This is a genomic window from Paenibacillus sp. J22R98, assembly GCF_059383835.1.
Genome location: NZ_JBXENW010000005.1, coordinates 339,883 through 358,624, shown reverse-complemented (window position 1 = coordinate 358,624; position 18,742 = coordinate 339,883). Strand labels below are relative to the sequence as shown.

At 51.5% G+C, this 18,742-nt stretch carries 11 protein-coding genes; 9 read left to right on the top strand and 2 right to left on the bottom strand.

Features of this window, described 5'->3' with window-relative positions:
• Positions 1-129: 129 nt before the first annotated feature.
• The 9 genes from AC50Y3_RS17130 (at position 130) to AC50Y3_RS17090 (ending at position 16,667) form a co-directional block, all read left to right on the top strand.
• Positions 130-4,746, top strand: coding sequence for a fibronectin type III domain-containing protein (locus AC50Y3_RS17130; RefSeq protein ID WP_494819941.1), 4,617 nt, complete (start codon positions 130-132; stop codon positions 4,744-4,746).
• A gap of 141 nt (positions 4,747-4,887) precedes the next feature.
• Positions 4,888-7,800 carry a beta-galactosidase gene (locus tag AC50Y3_RS17125; RefSeq protein WP_494819940.1) on the top strand — a complete coding sequence of 971 codons (2,913 nt, stop codon included), beginning with the start codon at positions 4,888-4,890 and terminating at the stop codon, positions 7,798-7,800.
• A 10-nt stretch (positions 7,801-7,810) separates the two neighbouring features.
• The gene (locus AC50Y3_RS17120; protein WP_494819939.1) at positions 7,811-9,790 is read left to right on the top strand and encodes a right-handed parallel beta-helix repeat-containing protein; all 1,980 of its coding nucleotides are present in this window, start codon (positions 7,811-7,813) and stop codon (positions 9,788-9,790) included.
• Between the two features lie 20 nt (positions 9,791-9,810).
• Positions 9,811-11,115 (top strand): alpha-L-fucosidase, encoded by a 1,305-nt coding sequence (locus AC50Y3_RS17115; RefSeq protein WP_494819938.1) that lies wholly within the window; start codon positions 9,811-9,813, stop codon positions 11,113-11,115.
• Positions 11,116-11,255: 140 nt separating this feature from the next.
• Positions 11,256-11,813: a QcrA and Rieske domain-containing protein gene (locus tag AC50Y3_RS17110; protein ID WP_494819937.1), complete on the top strand. Its 558-nt coding sequence runs from the start codon at positions 11,256-11,258 to the stop codon at positions 11,811-11,813.
• A 105-nt stretch (positions 11,814-11,918) separates the two neighbouring features.
• Positions 11,919-12,818, top strand: coding sequence for a proline iminopeptidase-family hydrolase (locus AC50Y3_RS17105; protein ID WP_494819936.1), 900 nt, complete (start codon positions 11,919-11,921; stop codon positions 12,816-12,818).
• Positions 12,805-13,617, top strand: coding sequence for an AAC(3) family N-acetyltransferase (locus AC50Y3_RS17100; RefSeq protein WP_494819935.1), 813 nt, complete (start codon positions 12,805-12,807; stop codon positions 13,615-13,617). Before AC50Y3_RS17105 ends, AC50Y3_RS17100 begins: the two co-directional genes overlap by 14 nt.
• 261 nt (positions 13,618-13,878) lie before the next feature.
• Entirely contained in the window at positions 13,879-15,669 is a 1,791-nt protein-coding gene (locus AC50Y3_RS17095; RefSeq protein ID WP_494819934.1) for an AAA family ATPase, read from the top strand.
• A gap of 182 nt (positions 15,670-15,851) precedes the next feature.
• On the top strand, positions 15,852-16,667 hold the full coding sequence (locus AC50Y3_RS17090; RefSeq protein WP_494819933.1) for a GNAT family N-acetyltransferase: 816 nt from the start codon (positions 15,852-15,854) through the stop codon (positions 16,665-16,667).
• On the opposite strand, the gene AC50Y3_RS17085 is transcribed toward AC50Y3_RS17090, so the two are convergent.
• Complete coding sequence (locus AC50Y3_RS17085; protein WP_494819932.1) at positions 16,654-18,006, bottom strand: glycosyltransferase family 2 protein; 1,353 nt, start codon at positions 18,004-18,006, stop codon at positions 16,654-16,656. The two genes, AC50Y3_RS17090 and AC50Y3_RS17085, sit on opposite strands and share 14 nt — an antisense overlap.
• A 14-nt stretch (positions 18,007-18,020) precedes the next feature.
• Positions 18,021-18,728, bottom strand: a complete 708-nt coding sequence (locus AC50Y3_RS17080; protein ID WP_494819931.1) for a glycosyltransferase family protein — start codon at positions 18,726-18,728, stop codon at positions 18,021-18,023.
• Positions 18,729-18,742 lie beyond the last annotated feature (14 nt).

The window sequence follows — 18,742 nt, the reverse complement described above, 5'->3', positions numbered from 1 at the left end:
GACAATACACAGTTTCTTAAGTCATAGGAGGTAGGTAGATTCGAGTGGATCTAGGTGTACCAGCTGATTTCAAGTCCGCAAGTCGAGGGGTTTGAGATACAATCTTGCAGTGAGGGAAGGGTGTAATTGATGAGGAGAAGATTCATCTCGTATCTTCTGATTGCGGCTTTGCTAATGACCGGTTGCGTTACGGCAGCCCCGCAGAAGGTATCCGCAGCAGGAAACACGTACTACGTCGATGGCGTGAACGGCAGCGACACAACCGGCACCGGAAGCACGGGCAGTCCGTGGAAAACGATCAGCAAAGCGGCAAGCATTATGACGGCAGGCGACACTGCCAAAATTCGTACCGGCGTCTATCGCGAAACGGTCAAACCGACCAATTCGGGAACGCCGGGCAACGAAATAACGTTCCAGCCGGATACCGGTGCAGACGTCACGATCAGCGGTGCGAATCTCGTAACCGGCTCGTGGTCGGTCCACTCCGGCAGTATTTACAAGGCGAGCGCGACACTGCCGATGGGCGACTACCTGGATTCGGTCTACGTCGATGGAATTGCCAACAATTTGGCCCGATCTCCGAATACCGCCGTCGGCAACCTCTATGATCCAGCCCTCTATCATTATAACAACACCTCAAACCGCGGACTGCTCGTCGATTCCACCAATTTGACACAGGCTGCGGGTTATTGGGATAATGCTTCCGTCTTCGTGGAGGACTCCGGCGAATGGAATTTCAGCAACGCGCTGGCAACTACCTATACCCCCGGTAATTTGAATCTGAAAACCTCGCAAAATGCATACAGCCTTAAATTCTCCACCTATGATAACACGCTCAAATTGCTTGGCGTAGGCGGTGCGGTATTAGGCTCCTACAATGTGACGATCGCGCAGAACACGACCTATAACCTGAAAGTCACGACATCCGGCAGCACGATTAATGTCTATCTGAACAATGGAGCCTCACCCGTCATCACGGCGACCGATACGAATTTGAAAGAAGGAAGCTTCGGGTTAGGCGTGGAATCGAACAGTTCCACGACAGCGGCTAAAGCGGAATTCACGAACGTTAACGCTGCGATTTCGAGTCAAGATCCGAATCAAGCGACTGGCCGTGAAGCGGCACCATTCACGAGTAACATAAAAGGCTGGTACGCGCCGGAAGCTTCCGGGTACTGGAAACCAAGCGGCGCTACGCTCCTTGGCTACACGCAGCCTCAAACTTCTGGGACGAATGCCTGGTATGAATCGTTGACCACGGCCCAAGATTTCACTTACTCCGCAGATGTGAAGCTGACAAGCGCAGGTACCGCTTACCTTGTGTTCCGCAAGGAAATGCCGCCGGGCAGTGTCATCGATTTATCCAACTGGGGCTATGGGGCGGCGGAATATTTTATTATGGGCAAGCTGGCCGCGCTCGATTATCCGGGGGAATGGTACTATGACAAAACAGCCGGACAGCTGTACCTGCGGACAACGGCCAGCAATAGTCCGGCATCCCATACGGTCGAGTATAAAGCGAGGAATTTGGCTTTCGATTTGTCGGGCAAATCCAATATCGTCATTAAGAATGTGAAACTATTCGCAGCGGCCATTGATACGACAGACGGTTCAAACAATGTTATCGACGGCATCAATGCCAAATACGTCTCGGAGTTCAACCGCGCGATCACCTATTCAGCCGGGGTGTGCCTGTGCGGGACGAACAATACGCTCAAGAACAGCGAGCTGCAGTATTCATCCGGTGCGATCGTGACCATCAAAGGCGATAACAACAAGCTCATTAATAACTCGATCCATGACGGAACTTATGGACCGATCGTCTTCAACTCCGTCGTAGATATTACCGGCAGAGGCCACCTGATCAGCCACAATACGGTCTACAACTCAGGAAGATCGCTTATCGGCGGCGAATTTTTCGCGACGGTCATCCAATATAACGATTTCCATCACGGGAACTATTTTGCCAAGGATACCGCGATGCTGTATACAGCCCATAATGATCTCGGGAACTCCGAGATTCACCACAATTTCTGGCATGATTCCGTCAGCCGTGCCAATGCAGATGCCAACGGCTCAGGCGGCTGGACAGGCGGGGTCTACCTGGACGAATCCTCGGCCAATGCTCTCATTTATAAGAACGTGACTTGGAATTTGTCCTGGGTTGGCGTGATCGTCAATCATCTCTCCGACTATGTCATGGTCTATAACAACACGACGTATAATTTCTCGGGTATCCGAGTTTCGGAGCCTACTTATGGGATCGATGCTTACAAAGACCGAATAGCAAACAATATTGCGCTTCAAGAGCTGGGAACCGGTGCTTCCGCCATCGGCGCGGTGTTCAGCAACAATATGACCTCCGGTACACCGTTATATGTGAATACGGCGACGAATAATTTCCAGCTGCAGTCCGGTTCGGGAGCCAAAGACATCGGATTGCCGATCAGAGGAATAACGGATGGTTTTACCGGCACGGCACCGGATGCGGGGGCTTATGAATATGGCGGCACAACATGGACGGCCGGTGTTAATTTTGCCAGCCCGCCAAGTCCGACCTATCAGCTGGTGGATACGGATTACAAGAATCTGGTGGTAAACGGCAGCTTAGACATGAACCGGATGCGTCATCCGGCGATGGATAGCTTATACGGCTGGACTAAGACGAATTCATTGACGGCGCAGCCTGCCTATGACTATTCAGGAGGCAAGGTATCGACTAGATTCAGCTATGAGACCGGCGCCAGCTTGGGAACGGGGGCAGATGGAATCGAGCAGACGATCACGGGCTTAACGCCTAATACGACCTATGAACTTTCCGGTTATCTGCGGGCCGGCTCCTCCGGGCAAACCGTCCGGCTTGGCGTCAAAAATTACGGCGGCAGCGACACGTATCAAGAGAACACCACAACTTCATGGGTGAATAAGACGTTTACCTTTACGACCGGAGCCGCCAATACGAGTGCGACGATTTACGGATTGAAGCCGACGACCGGCGGATATGCTTTCGTCGATGACATTATGTTATCGGCGACGACGGCGCTATCCGGCAGCGACACAACCGCTCCAAGTGCCCCAACCAGTCTGGCGGTAGCTTCGGTAACAGATACAACCGCCTCGCTGACATGGACGGCATCCACGGATAATGTAGGCGTGACGGGATACAGAGTTTATCGTAATGGCGCGCAAGTGGGCACGCCAACCGGAACCAGCTTTACGGATAGCGGCTTAACGGCAAGTACGACGTATACGTATACGGTAAAAGCAACCGATGCCGCAGCCAATCTATCGGCAGCCAGCAACTCGGTGAACGCTACAACAACGGCCGGATCGAGCGGCTATTCGGAGAATTTCGAAAGCACGACGATCGGGCAGATGCCTGCCGGCTGGACGGTCAACACGTCGGGTGGCGCGGTGTCTGTCCAACAAGTCGCTGATGGCGCCAACACGACGAATCGCGCATTGACTTTAACGCAATCGTCAGGCAGCTATGGTGTGGCGGATGTCAGCGCCACGAAGTCGTTCACCGCAGCAACGGGAACGGTAACGGTCGATACGCGCATGAAGGCGAATCAAACGAACGCGCTCACCGCCAGCCCGGTCTTGTCGAACAGCAGCGGAACGCCGATCGTGCAGCTCGGCTTCCGAGATAACGGCAAATTCGCTTACGTTAGTTCGAGCATGGCATGGACGGACACGACGATGTCGTATGCGGCGAACCAATGGTATGACGTTCATATTGTGGTGAATCTGCCTGCGGGAACGTTTAGTGTGACGATCAATGGTACAGCTGTATTAACGAATGTACCTGTGATGGCTTCATCCGACAACCTGTCGCAAATTAGTTTCTCATCTAACATGTGGTACACGGGTGCGGTTTCGTACGACAATATTCAAGTCGGTACCGGAGATACGCAAGCACCAACCGCGCCAACCGGTTTGGCTGCCGCCTCGGTAACGGACACAACTGCCTCGTTAACTTGGACGGCATCGACGGATAATGTCGGCGTGACGGGTTACAAGGTTTACCGCAATGGCGTCGAAGTGGGCTCCCCGTCCGGCACCAGTTATACGGACAGCGGATTGACGGCGAATACAACCTACGCGTATACGGTAAAAGCGTACGATGCCGCAACCAACCTGTCGGCTGCCAGCAGTTCGGTTAATGCGAAAACGAACATTTTCGCGGAAATGTTTGATGCCACGACAATTGGGCAAATGCCTGCCGGCTGGACGGTTAACACCGCGGGCGGCGCAGCGTCGGTACAGCAGGTTGCCGACGGGACCAACACGACGAATCGCGCGTTAACGTTGACGCAAACGAACTATGGCGTTGCGGACGTTAGCGCGGTGAAGTCGTTCGCATCCACTTCGGGAACGATCACGATCGATACGCGGATGAAAGCGAATCAAACGAATGCGCTCATCGCCGGTCCTACGCTGTCGAACGGCAGCGGAACGCCTATCGTGCAGTTCGCTTTCCGGGAGAACGGAAAGTTCGGCTATGTCAATTCAAGTATCGCATGGACGGACACCACGATGTCGTATGCGGCGAACCAGTGGTACGATGTCCATATCGTTGTGAATTTGACCGCAGGAACGTTTAGTCTGTCGATCAACGGCACAGCTGTATTAACGAATGCGCCGGTAATGGCTTCAGCTACAAGCGTTTCACAGATTTCATATGCCAGCAACATGTGGTACTCCGGCGTAGCTTCTTTCGATAAAATCCAGATTTCGCAGTAACAGTAGAGAGAGCGGTTAGTGCATGCGTGCGCTGGCCGCTTTTTCTATTTCCATAGAGCGAAATCGTCCAAAAATCGTAGATTACTTCATATTGGGTACTGCTTCCGGCTCGTATACTCGAAAGTGTGAGAGTGGGATTCCATGACTATTGAAGATAGAGGTGTAAGGATGAAGCTGACGTATGACGGCAAATCATTTATGAAGGACGGCGAGCGGATTTGGATTGTAGGCGGTGAAATCCATTATTTCCGTCATCCGCGAAGGGAATGGAGAGACGTGCTGCTCCGGGCAAAACGCGCCGGATTAAATACGATATGCACGTATGTGGCATGGAATTTTCATGAAGTGAAGGAAGGTCAAGTCGATTTCGCAGGCGATAAGGATCTTGCCGCTTACATCGACCTTATCGGGGAACTGGGCATGTATGCGATGCTGCGGCCGGGCCCTTACATTTGCAGTGAATGGGATGGCGGCGGAATACCGGCTTGGCTGTGCGCGAATCCGGTGCTTCGATTCCGGGAGGACGATCCGGTCTATATGGCAGCTGTAGAGAGCTGGTTCGATCAGCTTATACCACTGATCAGCGAACGTCAGATTACGCGGGGCGGTCCTGTCATCACCATTCAGAACGAGAATGAGTATCCGGGCGGCTGGGATGAATCCATGCGCCGTTATCTCTATAAAATCAATGAAATTTATTATGGACATGGCATCGATATCCCGATTCTGGCCTGTAATGTCCATGGCGCTACCCCGACGACCGTTAAAATCAATGACTCTACGGATGCTGCCGACCAGTTTATCGACGAGAGTATGATTCTGACCTACAACCATCACGTTGAGGTTGAGCCCGTTTACGATCTGAAGAGCAAGCAGCCGAACGCGCCATTGATTACGACGGAATTCTGGTGCGGTGCGCCGATTTATTGGGGCAATCAAATCAGCGACTGGCCGAACCGGCTTGATCTGGCAAGAGCGGTCTATGAGTATACGTCATCCGCTACGCAGGTTTGTTACTACATGTTCGAAGGCGGAACGAACTTCGGGTTCTGGGGCGGCAACAATATTGCCACCTCGTATGCCTCCGGCTATCCGGTCGGTGAAGGCGGGAAGCTGACGGACAAATATTATGCGGTGCGTCCGGCTAACTTGTTTATCACTCATTTCAGTGAATACATCACGGATAGCACGGAACTGGAAGATCGCGGAGGCATGGCATGCGAAGAAGGCGTGCGACTTATTGTTCGTGAGAGTGACAGAGGCTCGCTCGCGTTTGTATCGACAGCCGATGCGAAGCGGGAGCTTTCGATAACAACCAAAGGCGGGAAACAGCTGACGGTTCATCTTGGCGAGGTGGCTGCCGCGGTTCTTCCGGTGGAGCTGCAGTTGTTTGGTAGTTTGGAGGGCAATGGCGTAACGGTCAATTACAGCAATTTGTGCCTGCTGGCTTGCCATGAAACGAAGGAAGCACTGCTATTGTACGGGCCGGCTGGGACTGATGGCGTGATAAGCGTGAACGGAATGGAATACGATTTGTCCGTGAAGAGGCGGAAGGTCCAGCACACGGTTATCGATGGCGTTACTATCATCGTTGTTGATGAAGAGATGGCCAGAAGATGCTGGATCGTCGAGGATCAAATCGTCTTCGGCCCCGATTATGTAGCTGAACGGCAGCACGATGGTTCGCTTGATATCCGGGTAAGCAATGGGACACCTGAGGTGGTTTATCTCGATGCGAATGGGATTCCGGTCAGCCGCACCTTCAAGCATCAGGCACTACAAATCGCCTTGCCAGAGCTTGATTCTTGGAAAATAGCACCTTGCCCGGAGCTTCACACAGGCGGGGACTCGGCTGGTTGGACTGCACTTGAAAAGCCTCGGTCCCATGAGGACTTAGGCGTCGTTCAAGGGTATCTCTGGTACAGTGCGGAGTTGGAATGGGATAAAGACGGTGTTGAGACGATGCTGCTCAGTCATACTCCCACTCGGGCAACGGTGTTCGTGAATGGGAAATTGTGCGGCATTCATGCGGAAGGCCGATCCGTGCGAATGAGAGACGAATACGGCCATCCGGCGGATTGGGCGTTTGAGGAAATTACGGTCACGCTGAAGAAGGGAACGAATCGTTTCGTCTTCTTATCCGATGATCTCGGTCACAATTATGACGTGCCTATAGCAGTCGGTATCCAGGGGCCGGTAGTAGTCGGATCGCGCAGCGTTCAGATCGAGACCTTCCGTGAAGTGAGCCCGCAGCCGATGTCCGCTCAAGCATTCCATTTCTTATATAACCGCTTCTACCGCGAACAAGAGCCGCTGCCGGCCATTGAATTCGAGCTTTCCCTGCAGGCGGATCAGCAAGCTTTCATTATGATTCATGGCGTGAAGGCATGGGTGACGGTGAATGGTGAAGAAGTGCTGCCGTTATCTTATCCGGACTCTCCTTGGACGATGTTCTCCCAAATCAAACGATGGATCACGTGGCAGCTTCCCGTGACAGCGGAAATCGGCGGCAGCCTCAAAGTGCGGATTCATTACGCTGAGAATGTACCGGATGCCGTGAAGGAGAATTTGGCTGTCTATGTGGCGCCGAAATCAGGTGAACTGACCAACTGGCAGTGGAAGCCTTGGGAGGAGAGCGGCGACTTCTCGGCTTCGCAGCTCATGAACGGCAACGCCAAGGAAGAGGAAGGGCTGGTTGTACTGCTTCCGGTCGGAAACAGGGTTGCCCGGAAAGGCAGATCCTTGAAACCGGCTTATCTACAGACTCATTTTAAGCTGCCGGATGGCGATCGCCCAGTCTATCTTCAGATCGGTGAGCTGCAGAAAGGGCAAATTTTCTTGAATGGTCATAATGTCGGCCGTATGTGGGCGTATGGCGGCACGCAGGATCGTTATTATTTACCGAGAAGCTGGATGAAGCCGGATAATAATGAGCTCATTATCTTCGAGGAGCTTGGATTAAATCCGCAGAACACGTCGCTCGTGTTTGGCGAAGCAGGCGATTGGAGCAGCGTGAAGCTGCAATTCGAGCAATGTGAAGCTCACAAGAGGTGAATTCGGAGTGATGACTACGATGATTAATTCCATTTATGTGGCTCCGAGTGGGCTGGATTCCAATCCCGGAACGGAGGAACTGCCGGTAGGGACACTAGGTGAAGCGCTGAAACGCACGAGAGCAATGAACGCTGGTGGTAGTGATGCCGCTGCTGTGAAACGTATTTTCGTTCGTGGCGGGCATTATTACGATGTCAGCTTGACGCTCAGTCAAGAAGATGCGGGACTGCAGATTACGGCCTATCCGAAAGAACAACCGATCTTGTTCGGCGGTGCTCCCGTCACGTCCTGGCAGCGGGAAGGGGATTGGATCACGACACCGATTGCCGGCGTGTTGGATCGGGAGCTGGATTTTCGCCTGATCGAAGTGGATGGGATGTACCGACAGCGGTCACGGCTGCCTGAGCAGGGAGCATTCCAACACTTGAACGAATTTAAGGTGGAGTGGCTATCTACATTCGCCGGTGGTTGGAAGCGTCCGCCGACGGATGAAGAAATGATGTCACTGCGCGTGAAACGGGAGGATGTCTCGGACTGGCTTGACGCTCGTAATGCGGAGCTGACCGTTTATCATGAATGGGATGAATCGCTTGTCGGTGTTGCGTGTATTCGGTCAGAAGGTGAAGAGGCTGACATTCAATTCTTGAATGCGCCGGGACACCCTCCGGGTGCGTTCTATGAACGCAATGCGAATGCACGAACCTATGTGGTTTGGAATGTGCGCGAAGGTTTGAAGCAGCCGGGACAGTGGTTCTTAGATCGAACGAGCGAGAAGCTGGTTTACTGGCCGCTTCCCGGTGAGGAGATAGACCGCATTCAGCTCATCGTTCCTTCGAAGGAGCATATCCTCTCTTTGGAGCCCGGAACCCATGATGTTCGGTTTGAAGGACTAACCTTCGCTTGTGCTGCAACGCCTCTCTCAGCCGGAGGCTTTGGGGCAATCGCGGTGAGCGCCGCTATCCACGGTGAAGAAGTTGAAAGGATCGCATTCGATCGCGTAACCGTACGGAATACGGGCGGGTGGGCGTTCAACCTAAGCGGTAAAGAGCTTCACTTGCACGAGTGCCACATCCACCATACCGGAGCGGGCGGCATCAAGTGGAAAGGCGAAGGCGTTCGGCTGGAGCGATCACGAATCCATGACATTGGGCTGACGTATCAAAGCTCGATCGCAGTCAACAGCGATGGCATGAATCATACCCTCATCCACAACGAGATTAATAATACGCCCTATAGCGGAATCGCAAGCAGCAGTCCGAACACGGTGATTAGCGGTAATCTGCTATATAATACGATGCAATTTATGAAGGACGGCTCCGCGATCTATATCTGCTGGTATAGCGACGACGTGACAGTAAGCGGCAATGCGGTATTTGCATTATATAACGGTTCCGATAAAGTACGCAGATACGCGTACTACTTGGATGAGAAATGCACGAATTGTATCGTCCAGGACAATTTAGCCGTAAATCTCGGTGTTCCAATGCTCAGTCATATGACGCGTGATTGCAGCTTCGAGAACAATATTTTTATGGATAAAGGGCTGCAGGTTGTGTCGGTTTTGAATTCATCCGGCACGAGATTCGAACGAAATATTCTCCTTGCTGACGCAATCGAAATTCATACACCGCAGGGGAATCCGGAAGGCTTGATTTCGGAGGAGTATGACTCGCATCCCTATATGAGCACGTTTTCCTCGTCGGATGGGATCGTCTCCTTACAGAACAATATGTTGGTAAGTCGGAAACAATCGAGGCGGTTTAAGCGATATTTTCATTATAAGTCGATCCAAGAATATGAGCTGCAAGAGAAAGACGGGAACCTGTTTACGGACCCTCTGATAACAGGAGCCGCTGCGGGAGATTTTGCGTTCGAGGCGAGTTCTATGGCATGGTCACGCGGAATTCGGCCGATATCGTTTGTTGATGTAGGCTGTAACGGACGATTCGCTGAGGTGTTTGAACGGTTCAATGGGGAGAACAAAAGATAACGAAGAGAGGGCGTATGGATATGGCAAGCACGAGTACGAGCACTAGCACCGCTGCACCACATATGAAATGGTTTATGGACGATCGGTTCGGCATGTTTATCCATTGGGGACTTTATGCGATTCCGGCGCGCGGGGAGTGGGTACGCAGTCTGGAGAAGCTGTCTGTAGCAGATTATGAGCCGTTCTTCGAGGAATTTAACCCCGTTAAGTATAATCCGAAAGAGTGGGCAAGGGCTGCTAAGGCGGCAGGCATGAAGTATGCGGTGATGACGGCCAAACATCATGATGGCTTCTGCTTGTTCGATAGCAAGCTGACCGACTATAAAGCGACCAATACCCCGGCAGGCAGGGATTTGATCCGTGAATATATAGAAGCCTTCCGCTCGGAGGGTCTGCGTGTAGGGCTCTATTATTCCATCATCGATTGGCATCATGAAGATTATCCTCACTTCGGGGACAAAATCCATCCCATGCGGGATAACGAAGAGTATCGGGATCACCGAATTGAATTTGACCGCTATCTTACTTACATGCACGGACAAGTGAAAGAACTGCTTACGAATTACGGGACGATAGATGTCATGTGGTTCGATTTCTCCTATGATGACATGACGGGCGAGAAATGGAAGGCTACGGAGCTCGTGCAGATGATGCGCAGCTTGCAGCCGGACATCGTAATCGATAACCGGCTTGGCGGCGATAAGAAGTCGGCTGAACCCGAAGTGTATGCAGGAGACTTTATGAGTCCGGAGCAGCTTCTGCCGCCGGAAGGCGTTGTAAATGAAGCCGGTGAGCCGCTTCCTTGGGAGGCGTGCATAACGCTAAACGATCATTGGGGCTATTGCGCAGGTGACAACAACTACAAGTCGCCGAAGACCGTCATTCGCGGACTCGTCGAATGCGTGAGCAAAGGCGGTAACCTATTGCTTAATGTCGGTCCGAATGCCAAAGGAGAAATTCCACGGCAATCCCTGGAGATTCTAGCTGAAGTCGGCCGATGGATGGAGGACAACGGCGGCAGCCTATATGGCAGCGGAGCTGCCAAGCTGGAGAAACCGGAGTGGGGCCGCTATACACAGAATGGCAACTACTTATACGCCCATATCTACGATCGAGGCATGGGACCGATTAACTTCCGCGGCTTGAATGGCAAAATCAAACGTGCACGCCTGCTCGCAGACGGCACGGAGATCAAAGTGGAAACACCGTGGAATGCCTGGGAATATCCGCATGATGCGTTCATAAGCTTCAGCGGTGCTTCACTCCCTGATGACATCGATACCGTTGTGGAGCTGGAATTACTGGAGAATGCTTTGGATAATTAATTGCATTAAACGTTTCTGCATGGGACAGTATTACTCTTGAAAAACCGGCTTAAGCAATTAGCGTCGGGGCTTCGATCGTAATGCTGTTCTTCTTTTTCGTACCTGCGTGGGGTATTATGGAAGAAGTGGAGGTGATTGTTATGGACGAGATCAGACCTAACAAAATGACGCGAAGAGCCTTTATCGGCACATCCGGAAAGCTTACTATTGGGGTAGTTGGCGCATTGGCCGCAACGAGTGGTTTATTCTATTATGGGGCGATCAAGCACCGTGGGAATGTTAATGAAGGTTTACCGGAGAGCTACGCGCTGCTAGGTGATCATAATTCATTAATGTCGTTAAATAGTGTAAAGAAAATTGAATACTCCGCAATTTACGTAGATGCTTGGAATTCCAAGCCAGTGAAGGGGTTCGTCTACGTGTCGGTAGATACAGAGGGCAAGCTGCGGATCATGTCGCCTGCCTGCTCGCACCTCGGATGTACGATCGAGCCGGCGACTGAGGCGCAGATCAGTGCGGCGAAGGACAAATCGACGTTCTTTAATTGCCCCTGTCACGGTGCACAATTTGATCGATTCGGAAACGCTACCTATGTCGTAACAAGAGGACTCGACTTATATGAACCGATCCTCTCCGGCGGCAACGTTTATATGGATATCATGAAACCGAATATGCAGGAAGATCCTCAGCAGACGTAACGTTAACGCTGTTGCAGAGTTCCTCTCCAATCAGGTAGGATCTAAGAGATAGACAAGCGATTTTCAAGAAAGAAACAGCTCTATGTCATGTAGGAGGAACTCATTGTGATCAATCATGAAGGATATATTGAAGTGCCGGGTGGTAAAGTCTGGTACGTGCAAGTAGGTGATTCAGGTAAAACACCGCTCTTAGTGCTGCATGGCGGACCTGGAAATGTACATGATCCTTTAAAGTCGGCGCTGCGTGCGTTAGCTGACGAGCGACCGGTTATTTTCTATGATCAGCTGGGATCAGGCCATTCCGATCGTCCCGAGGACCCGTCATTATGGAATACCGAACGGTTCGTGGAGGAGCTTGCTTGCATACGGGAAGCGCTCCAACTGGATGACGTGTATTTACTTGGGCATTCGTGGGGAACGATGCTGGCAGCCTCTTATTTCATACAGCGGAAACCAATAGGTATCCGGAGCTTGATTTTGTCCAGTCCATGCTTAAGTGCGCTTCGCTGGAAACAGGATGCGGACCGTTTGCTTGCGCAGCTGCCGGCAGAGATGCAGCAGGCTATTGCGCATCATGAAGCGGCAGGGACTACGGATTCCGATGAATATGGGGAAGCTATTAAAGCTTATTACAATCGGCATGTGTGCCGACTTGATCCTTGGCCGGACATTATGGCGGAGAGCAGACCGAAAGGGAACAAAGAGGTTTATCTGTCCATGTGGGGACCCTCTGAATTTTGCCCGACCGGCAGCTTGAAGACCTACGATGTCACGGCGCAGCTGCATGAAATTAACGCTCCGACGTTGTTCCTTTGCGGCAGATATGATGAAGCGACTCCGGAGGCGACGCAGTACTATCAATCCCTCGTCCCTGGTGCGAAGCTGCATGTGTTCGAAGAAAGCTCGCATATGGGGTACTTGGAAGAAACGGATGCTTACTTGAAGGTTGTTCGTCAATTTATTCGCGAAGCAGAGGACGAGGACAGCAATCATGGTCATCAATGAATCGGAGCTTCCACTGACTCGCGCGTCCATCGCTAAAGCACTCATGCAAATTGGCGTTAAACCGGGGATGACCCTACTCGTTCATTCCTCGCTGAAAGCATGCAATAGATGGATTGTTGGCGGAGCTGAAGCCGTTGTATTGGGACTCGAAGATGCTATTGGAGAAGAAGGAACGCTGGTCATGCCGACACACACCTCGGATTTATCCGATCCATCGCTATGGGCGAATCCACCGGTACCGCAGGAGTGGTGGCCAATCATTCGGGAAGAAACGCCTGCTTTCTCACCGGATCTTACGGTAACGCGGGGGATGGGCCAGCTGGTGGAATGTTTCCGCAAACAATTCGGGACGCTGCGGAGTCAGCATCCGCAGGTGTCTTTCGCGGCACGTGGTCCCAAGGCGGCGTTTATTATAGAAAACCATTCACTAGCTTTCGGCCTCGGAGAACGTTCGCCGCTTGCCAAACTTTACGAATGCGAGGCGTTTGTCCTTCTGCTCGGTGTTGGACATAGCAACAATACTTCGCTGCATTTATCGGAGTATCGGACAAGCTACCCGGGCAAGAACGAAGTTACGCAAGGAGCGCCGATCGAGGTGGATGGCGTCAGAGAGTGGGTCACTTTCCCGGATATTAATCTCAATTCGGATGACTTCGCTGAGCTTGGCGCAGCCTTTGAGACACACGCCGGCTCTTCTATGAAGTCGGGCCTCCTGGGAGATGCTGAGGTTAAATTAATGCCGCAGCGGGAGCTTGTTGATTTCGGTATTCAGTGGCTTACTAGCTTCCGCAAACAGTAGCCAAGACTATGCGAATACGAACCACATTTACCCTCTATCCATAAGTGGATAGAGGGTTTTTCGTATATGTCAATATTAGCTTATTTTACCGTTCCCGTTCTATTTTTCAATGTCAGGTATCTAGTATTTCATTTATATTACAGATGCATGCGACGGACTTTCTTCTCTTGATTCCAAGCATATTTTCAAATATTACTAAGTAAAAATGAGTATCGCAATAATTACGAGCGAGCACATTTCGTGTGAAAAGGAAGTGTAGCCATGAGGAGTTATCAGTGGATCAAGTGGCGCAAATTCCTCATAAGGCTCACCGTCATCGTCATCATTGGCGTGTTGGTGTGGACAGGGGGGCCCCAGGTTTGGGGGATTACGCTCAGCATTGTCAGTCTCTTATTCCAGCTTTTGTTTGCCATGATGTTCATGATTATTCAATTCGCGGCTCTGTTCTGGTTTCTCGCGAGGGGGCGAACGTATTGGATTCTGCCGGGTGAGACAGGTGCTACCTGGGACGATTACCGGGGGAACCCGGAAATCGTAGAGAACGCGAAGCGGATCGTGATCCTGCTCAAAGGGGTCAAAGAGTTCAAGGAGATGGGAGGAGAGGCGATCCGGGGATTTCTGCTATGCGGTCCTCCGGGTACAGGTAAATCCTACTTGGCTCAAGTTATTGCGAATGAGGCGCAGGTTCCCTTCGCTTATGCATCGGCACCAAGCTTTCAAAACATGTTCTTTGGGGTTGGTAACCTCAAAGTCATGCGTATTTATAAGAAGGCTCGGAAGCTTGCCAAAATGTACGGCGCCTGTATCATCTTCATCGACGAAATTGACGCCATCGGTATGAAACGCCAAGGTGGCGGCGGCGCAATGGGCATGGGCGGAATGATGGGCATGGGCGGGGGCTCAGGACTGCTCAATGAGCTGCTCCTTCAAATGGATCCGCCGAATATCGATAATACCCGAATCGCGAAAATGATGCGTATGCTCGGGCTGCGCCGTAAGAAGGCAGATCGCCCTGCGGTGCTCACGGTAGCCGCGACGAACTTGCCGGATGTGCTCGATTCCGCGCTGCTGAGGCCGGGTCGGTTTGACAGACAGCTATGGATCGATACGCCAGATTATGACGGCCGTGTGGACGTCTTCCAATATTATCTGAAGAAAGTGAAACATGATTCTTCCTTAACACCGGAGAAGGCGTCGCTCGATACGATCGGTTACAGCCCGGCTCAAATTAAACATATCGTCAATGAGTCGGTTGTTATCGCCCATCAACGCGGTGTTCTGGTTGCCGAATATCAAGATTTTCGCGTTGCCATGGAAACGTACGAGTGGGGCCTTAAACAGCCGCTTCGCTCCATGCGTCCCGATGAGAAACGTAACGTGGCTTACCATGAAGCAGGTCATGCGGTTGCCCAGTATTTGCTGAAGCCACATGATCGGGTTTGGAAAGTAACAATCGTGCGGCGCGGGAATGCGCTCGGACTTGCAGCCACCAAGCCGACGCATGAGCGCTATAACCGCAGCGACAGCGAGATTTTGGCAAGCATCCAAGTCAGTTTGGCGGCTAGGGCGGTGGAAGAGCTGTTCTTAGGCAAGAAGCTAAACGGCGTGACCTCCGACTTGCAGCAAGCTACGAATATGGCAGGTGCGTATTTGGGAGCGGTTGGTATGGGCGATGAGTTGTTCAGCTTCCTCGCTGTCGGTTCCCAAGCGGACGCGCTTCGGTCGCTTCGTCCGAAAATCAACGAGCTGCTCAAGGATATGATGAATCAGGTGAAGAAGCTCGTATCGGATCATACCGAATTTGTGCATGCCATTGCGGAAGAGCTGCTGAATCAGGAAGACCTAACCGGAGAAGAAATTGAGCAAATCTATATCAGGCTGTACGATCAGAATCGGCCGGAGCCGTCGATCATTCGGACGATCATCTTCGATCAGCCTTCGAAGAATAAAGAAATCGAGAAGCCCGAGGAAATCGAAGACGAAGTTGTAGAGGAATTGAAGGAAGGCACAGAAGAGGGCGACGACGATACGGAGAAACCGGAAGAGTCGTAAGACTGACGAATACGTGAACGTGAACCCAAACAAGCAACGGCTGCTCGTGAGCAGCTGTTGCTTGTTTGCTGTCGTATTTTAAGGAAATAGAAGAGAAAACGACAAAGGAAAAGTAAGATCCAAGCACGAATGTAATATGTAGGTAAAACGCTGCAAGATTAAAATCCTCTGGGAGGTCAATCATGTTTGCTCGATTGGGTCAAAAAGACAACGTTTTGGAGACACTTCCGTTTATTCACGATGAAGTCCGATACAATCTGCTTCATCGTATTACAGAGATAGAAGATGCATTATGCATTCGATCCGATAACGGTCAGCTGCTGTTTGCACAATCGCAGGGACACAACGGTTGGTTATGGATGGCCAGATCGTTAGTGGGGGATGAAGAGAAGCAGATGATTCTGGAGCTGGTAAATCACCTGGAGGGTCACTCATTGCCCGGTATTTCCGGAGCTCCGCAAACCGCATATCCTTTTGCCGTGGAATATTGCAGGACGAACAATTTGCGCCACTCGACTCAAATGACGATGGAGTCTTACCATTGCCCTCAGGTGTACAAGCCGTCGAATGTGAAAGGAGAAGCGAGTGTCGCGACGCTGCATGATGTTGAAGTGGTTGCGCATTTTCTAGCCGGATTCTCGGAAGATGCCTATGGAAGGGCAGTTGAACCGGAGAGTCAGTTGGAGTCAGCGCGGGGATTGATCGAAACTGGCAGGTTGTCTATGTGGCGCGTTGATGGCGAAGCGGTTTCGATGGCTAACATTGCTCATCGTTCACCGAGACATGGACGTATTAATGCTGTTTTTACGCCGCCGCGGCTGCGAAATAAAGGATATGCGAGTGCGGTAGTTGCCGCGGTTTCCGAACAGCTGTTGTCAGAAAATTTAACACCGATGTTATATGCAGATGTGCGTAACCCCGGATCTAACAAAGTTTATCGAAACATCGGGTTTGTGCCAAACGGGCAAGTTTCGGATATTGGATTTAGTCCGAACTGAGAGCCTTTCCTTGCATCGCTTGCGCGAAATAAGCTTTGTTGTACAGAATGGAAGGATGCTCGGGCTTATAGGTAAAGGCGATTTCATTGTGCCGATGGCCGGCCTCCAGCAATCCCAGACGGTCATAACACAGGCTTAGCTGCAAATGAGGGAGCCATGTACAATAGGTGTTCCATATGTCTGGCGGTATTTCTTGATCGCTCATGTTCGCGGCAGCGGTGTAAGCTTCAATCGCCTGCTGCCATTCCTGATTGGCCACGTATATGGCTCCAAGCTGGCAATAGCAATCGGGAAGCTGTAGTCCGAATTCGAGCGCGCGGCGCAGCGATCGCACTTGATTGGCCTTATTCCCTAGTTTCTCCCAGCACGCTGCCTGGCTCTTTGCTGCATCGACCTTCTGCTCGGGTAGACCGATCTCCTCTTCCAAATAAGCCGCATATTGCACAATAGCCAAGTCAAAGCATTGCTGCTGCTGCAGCCACTGCGCATTACCCAATCGATCCCTCACCGTTCGGCACCCCTTCGCTTTAAAGGCCTCTACCCCAGCTAAGTTGGTTTCTCGATAGATATGATAAGCCGGATAATGCGTATCTACATACAAAGAAAAGCCCATCGCCGCCGCACGAATACAGAAATGCCGATCCTCTCCCCAGAAATTGAGATTGGGAATTTTGGCAAATCGAAGTCCAGCGCAAAGAGCATGCCGGCTGATCAACGTGCACGCGCCTAATCCGCCGACCTCATACACCCCAGGTTCCCGAAGTCGCTCCAGAAACTGCTGCGTACGGACCGTAATTTCAGTTGGCAGCAAATGTTCCTCACGCTTCTTATCGTATAGGATGTATTCATCCGACAACCACACCTGAGGCAGCTCCATGCCGCTTCGTTCCCATTTCGTCCAGAATACGTTGGATACCACATCTCGCCGTGCCAGGACGAGCTGCTCCAGCGTGCCGGGATGCAGGACCAGATCAGAATCGATTAGGAAGATATAATCGAACTGTTGCTCGATCGCTCGTCGAATCATAAAGTCCTTCATGTCAGCGACCTTCCAAATCAAATCTTCTTTCCAATAATGGGTATTCTCGTCTTTGTGATAGAGTGGAGTTCGAAAGTCTGGAGAGCTGAGACTAGTGTAGGGCAGAAGCTCGGTGTGACCTGCGGTCTGATGAAACTCCTGCAAGAGGAGGCTCGACGCAGGATCCTGATTATCGTCGATAAACAGATAGCAAACGATGAGTTCGCCTTTCTCCAGTGCCATCAACGATTCCAAAAATGGTTCCAATATGTTCTTAATCTGATTGACAGGACTGGCGATCAGCACACGCTTCTTACTCAATAGAGTCACTCTCCTTAATCCAACCATTCCTTAAGCAGCGGAGCCGGGTCGAGAATGGAATCATACTGCTCTTTCCACCCATATCTTGCATCGGGATCAAGCCGCATATAGCGCTCATATTTGTGTTGTCGATCGTTCGGAGTCGCCCAGCCGTAATGTTTCAACCTAGCTTCGTGGATGGCAAAAGGAAATTCCAGAACATTGAGCGGAAAGCGCCCGCAGTGCTGGGGCGTTTCCTTCCATCTATAAACGATGTCCGGCCGGTATCGGACTAGGAAGGGACGATAGAAGAGATGAGCCTGCCAGAAGCTGTCTTCCCTGTAATGCGTTTCACTCCACATATCGTATAAGCGGAACCCAAACGTATCAATCGCATGTTGATTAACCATGGCAGGCACATAATCGCGCATATTGGCTTCGAAGATTTCATCGGCATCCAGATTCAATATCCACTCGGGCCGGGTAGCCACCGTTTCATCCCATTGCCGTTTGCGAAGCTCGATTTCGTTGCTAAACTCCGAATGTTTGTTGCTCACAATTTTGAGCGGTAAACCCGACAGCATCTCCATGCATATCGCAACGGTCTCATCGTCGCTGCAGTCATCAATGATGACGGCTGCATCAATAAACTCACGATGCTGCATGAGCGCTCTGCGAAGATAACGTCCTGCTTCGTTTCGTACAACCATAGAAAGCGTTATACGCCCCAGTCTCTCTGTCACTTGACATAACCCCC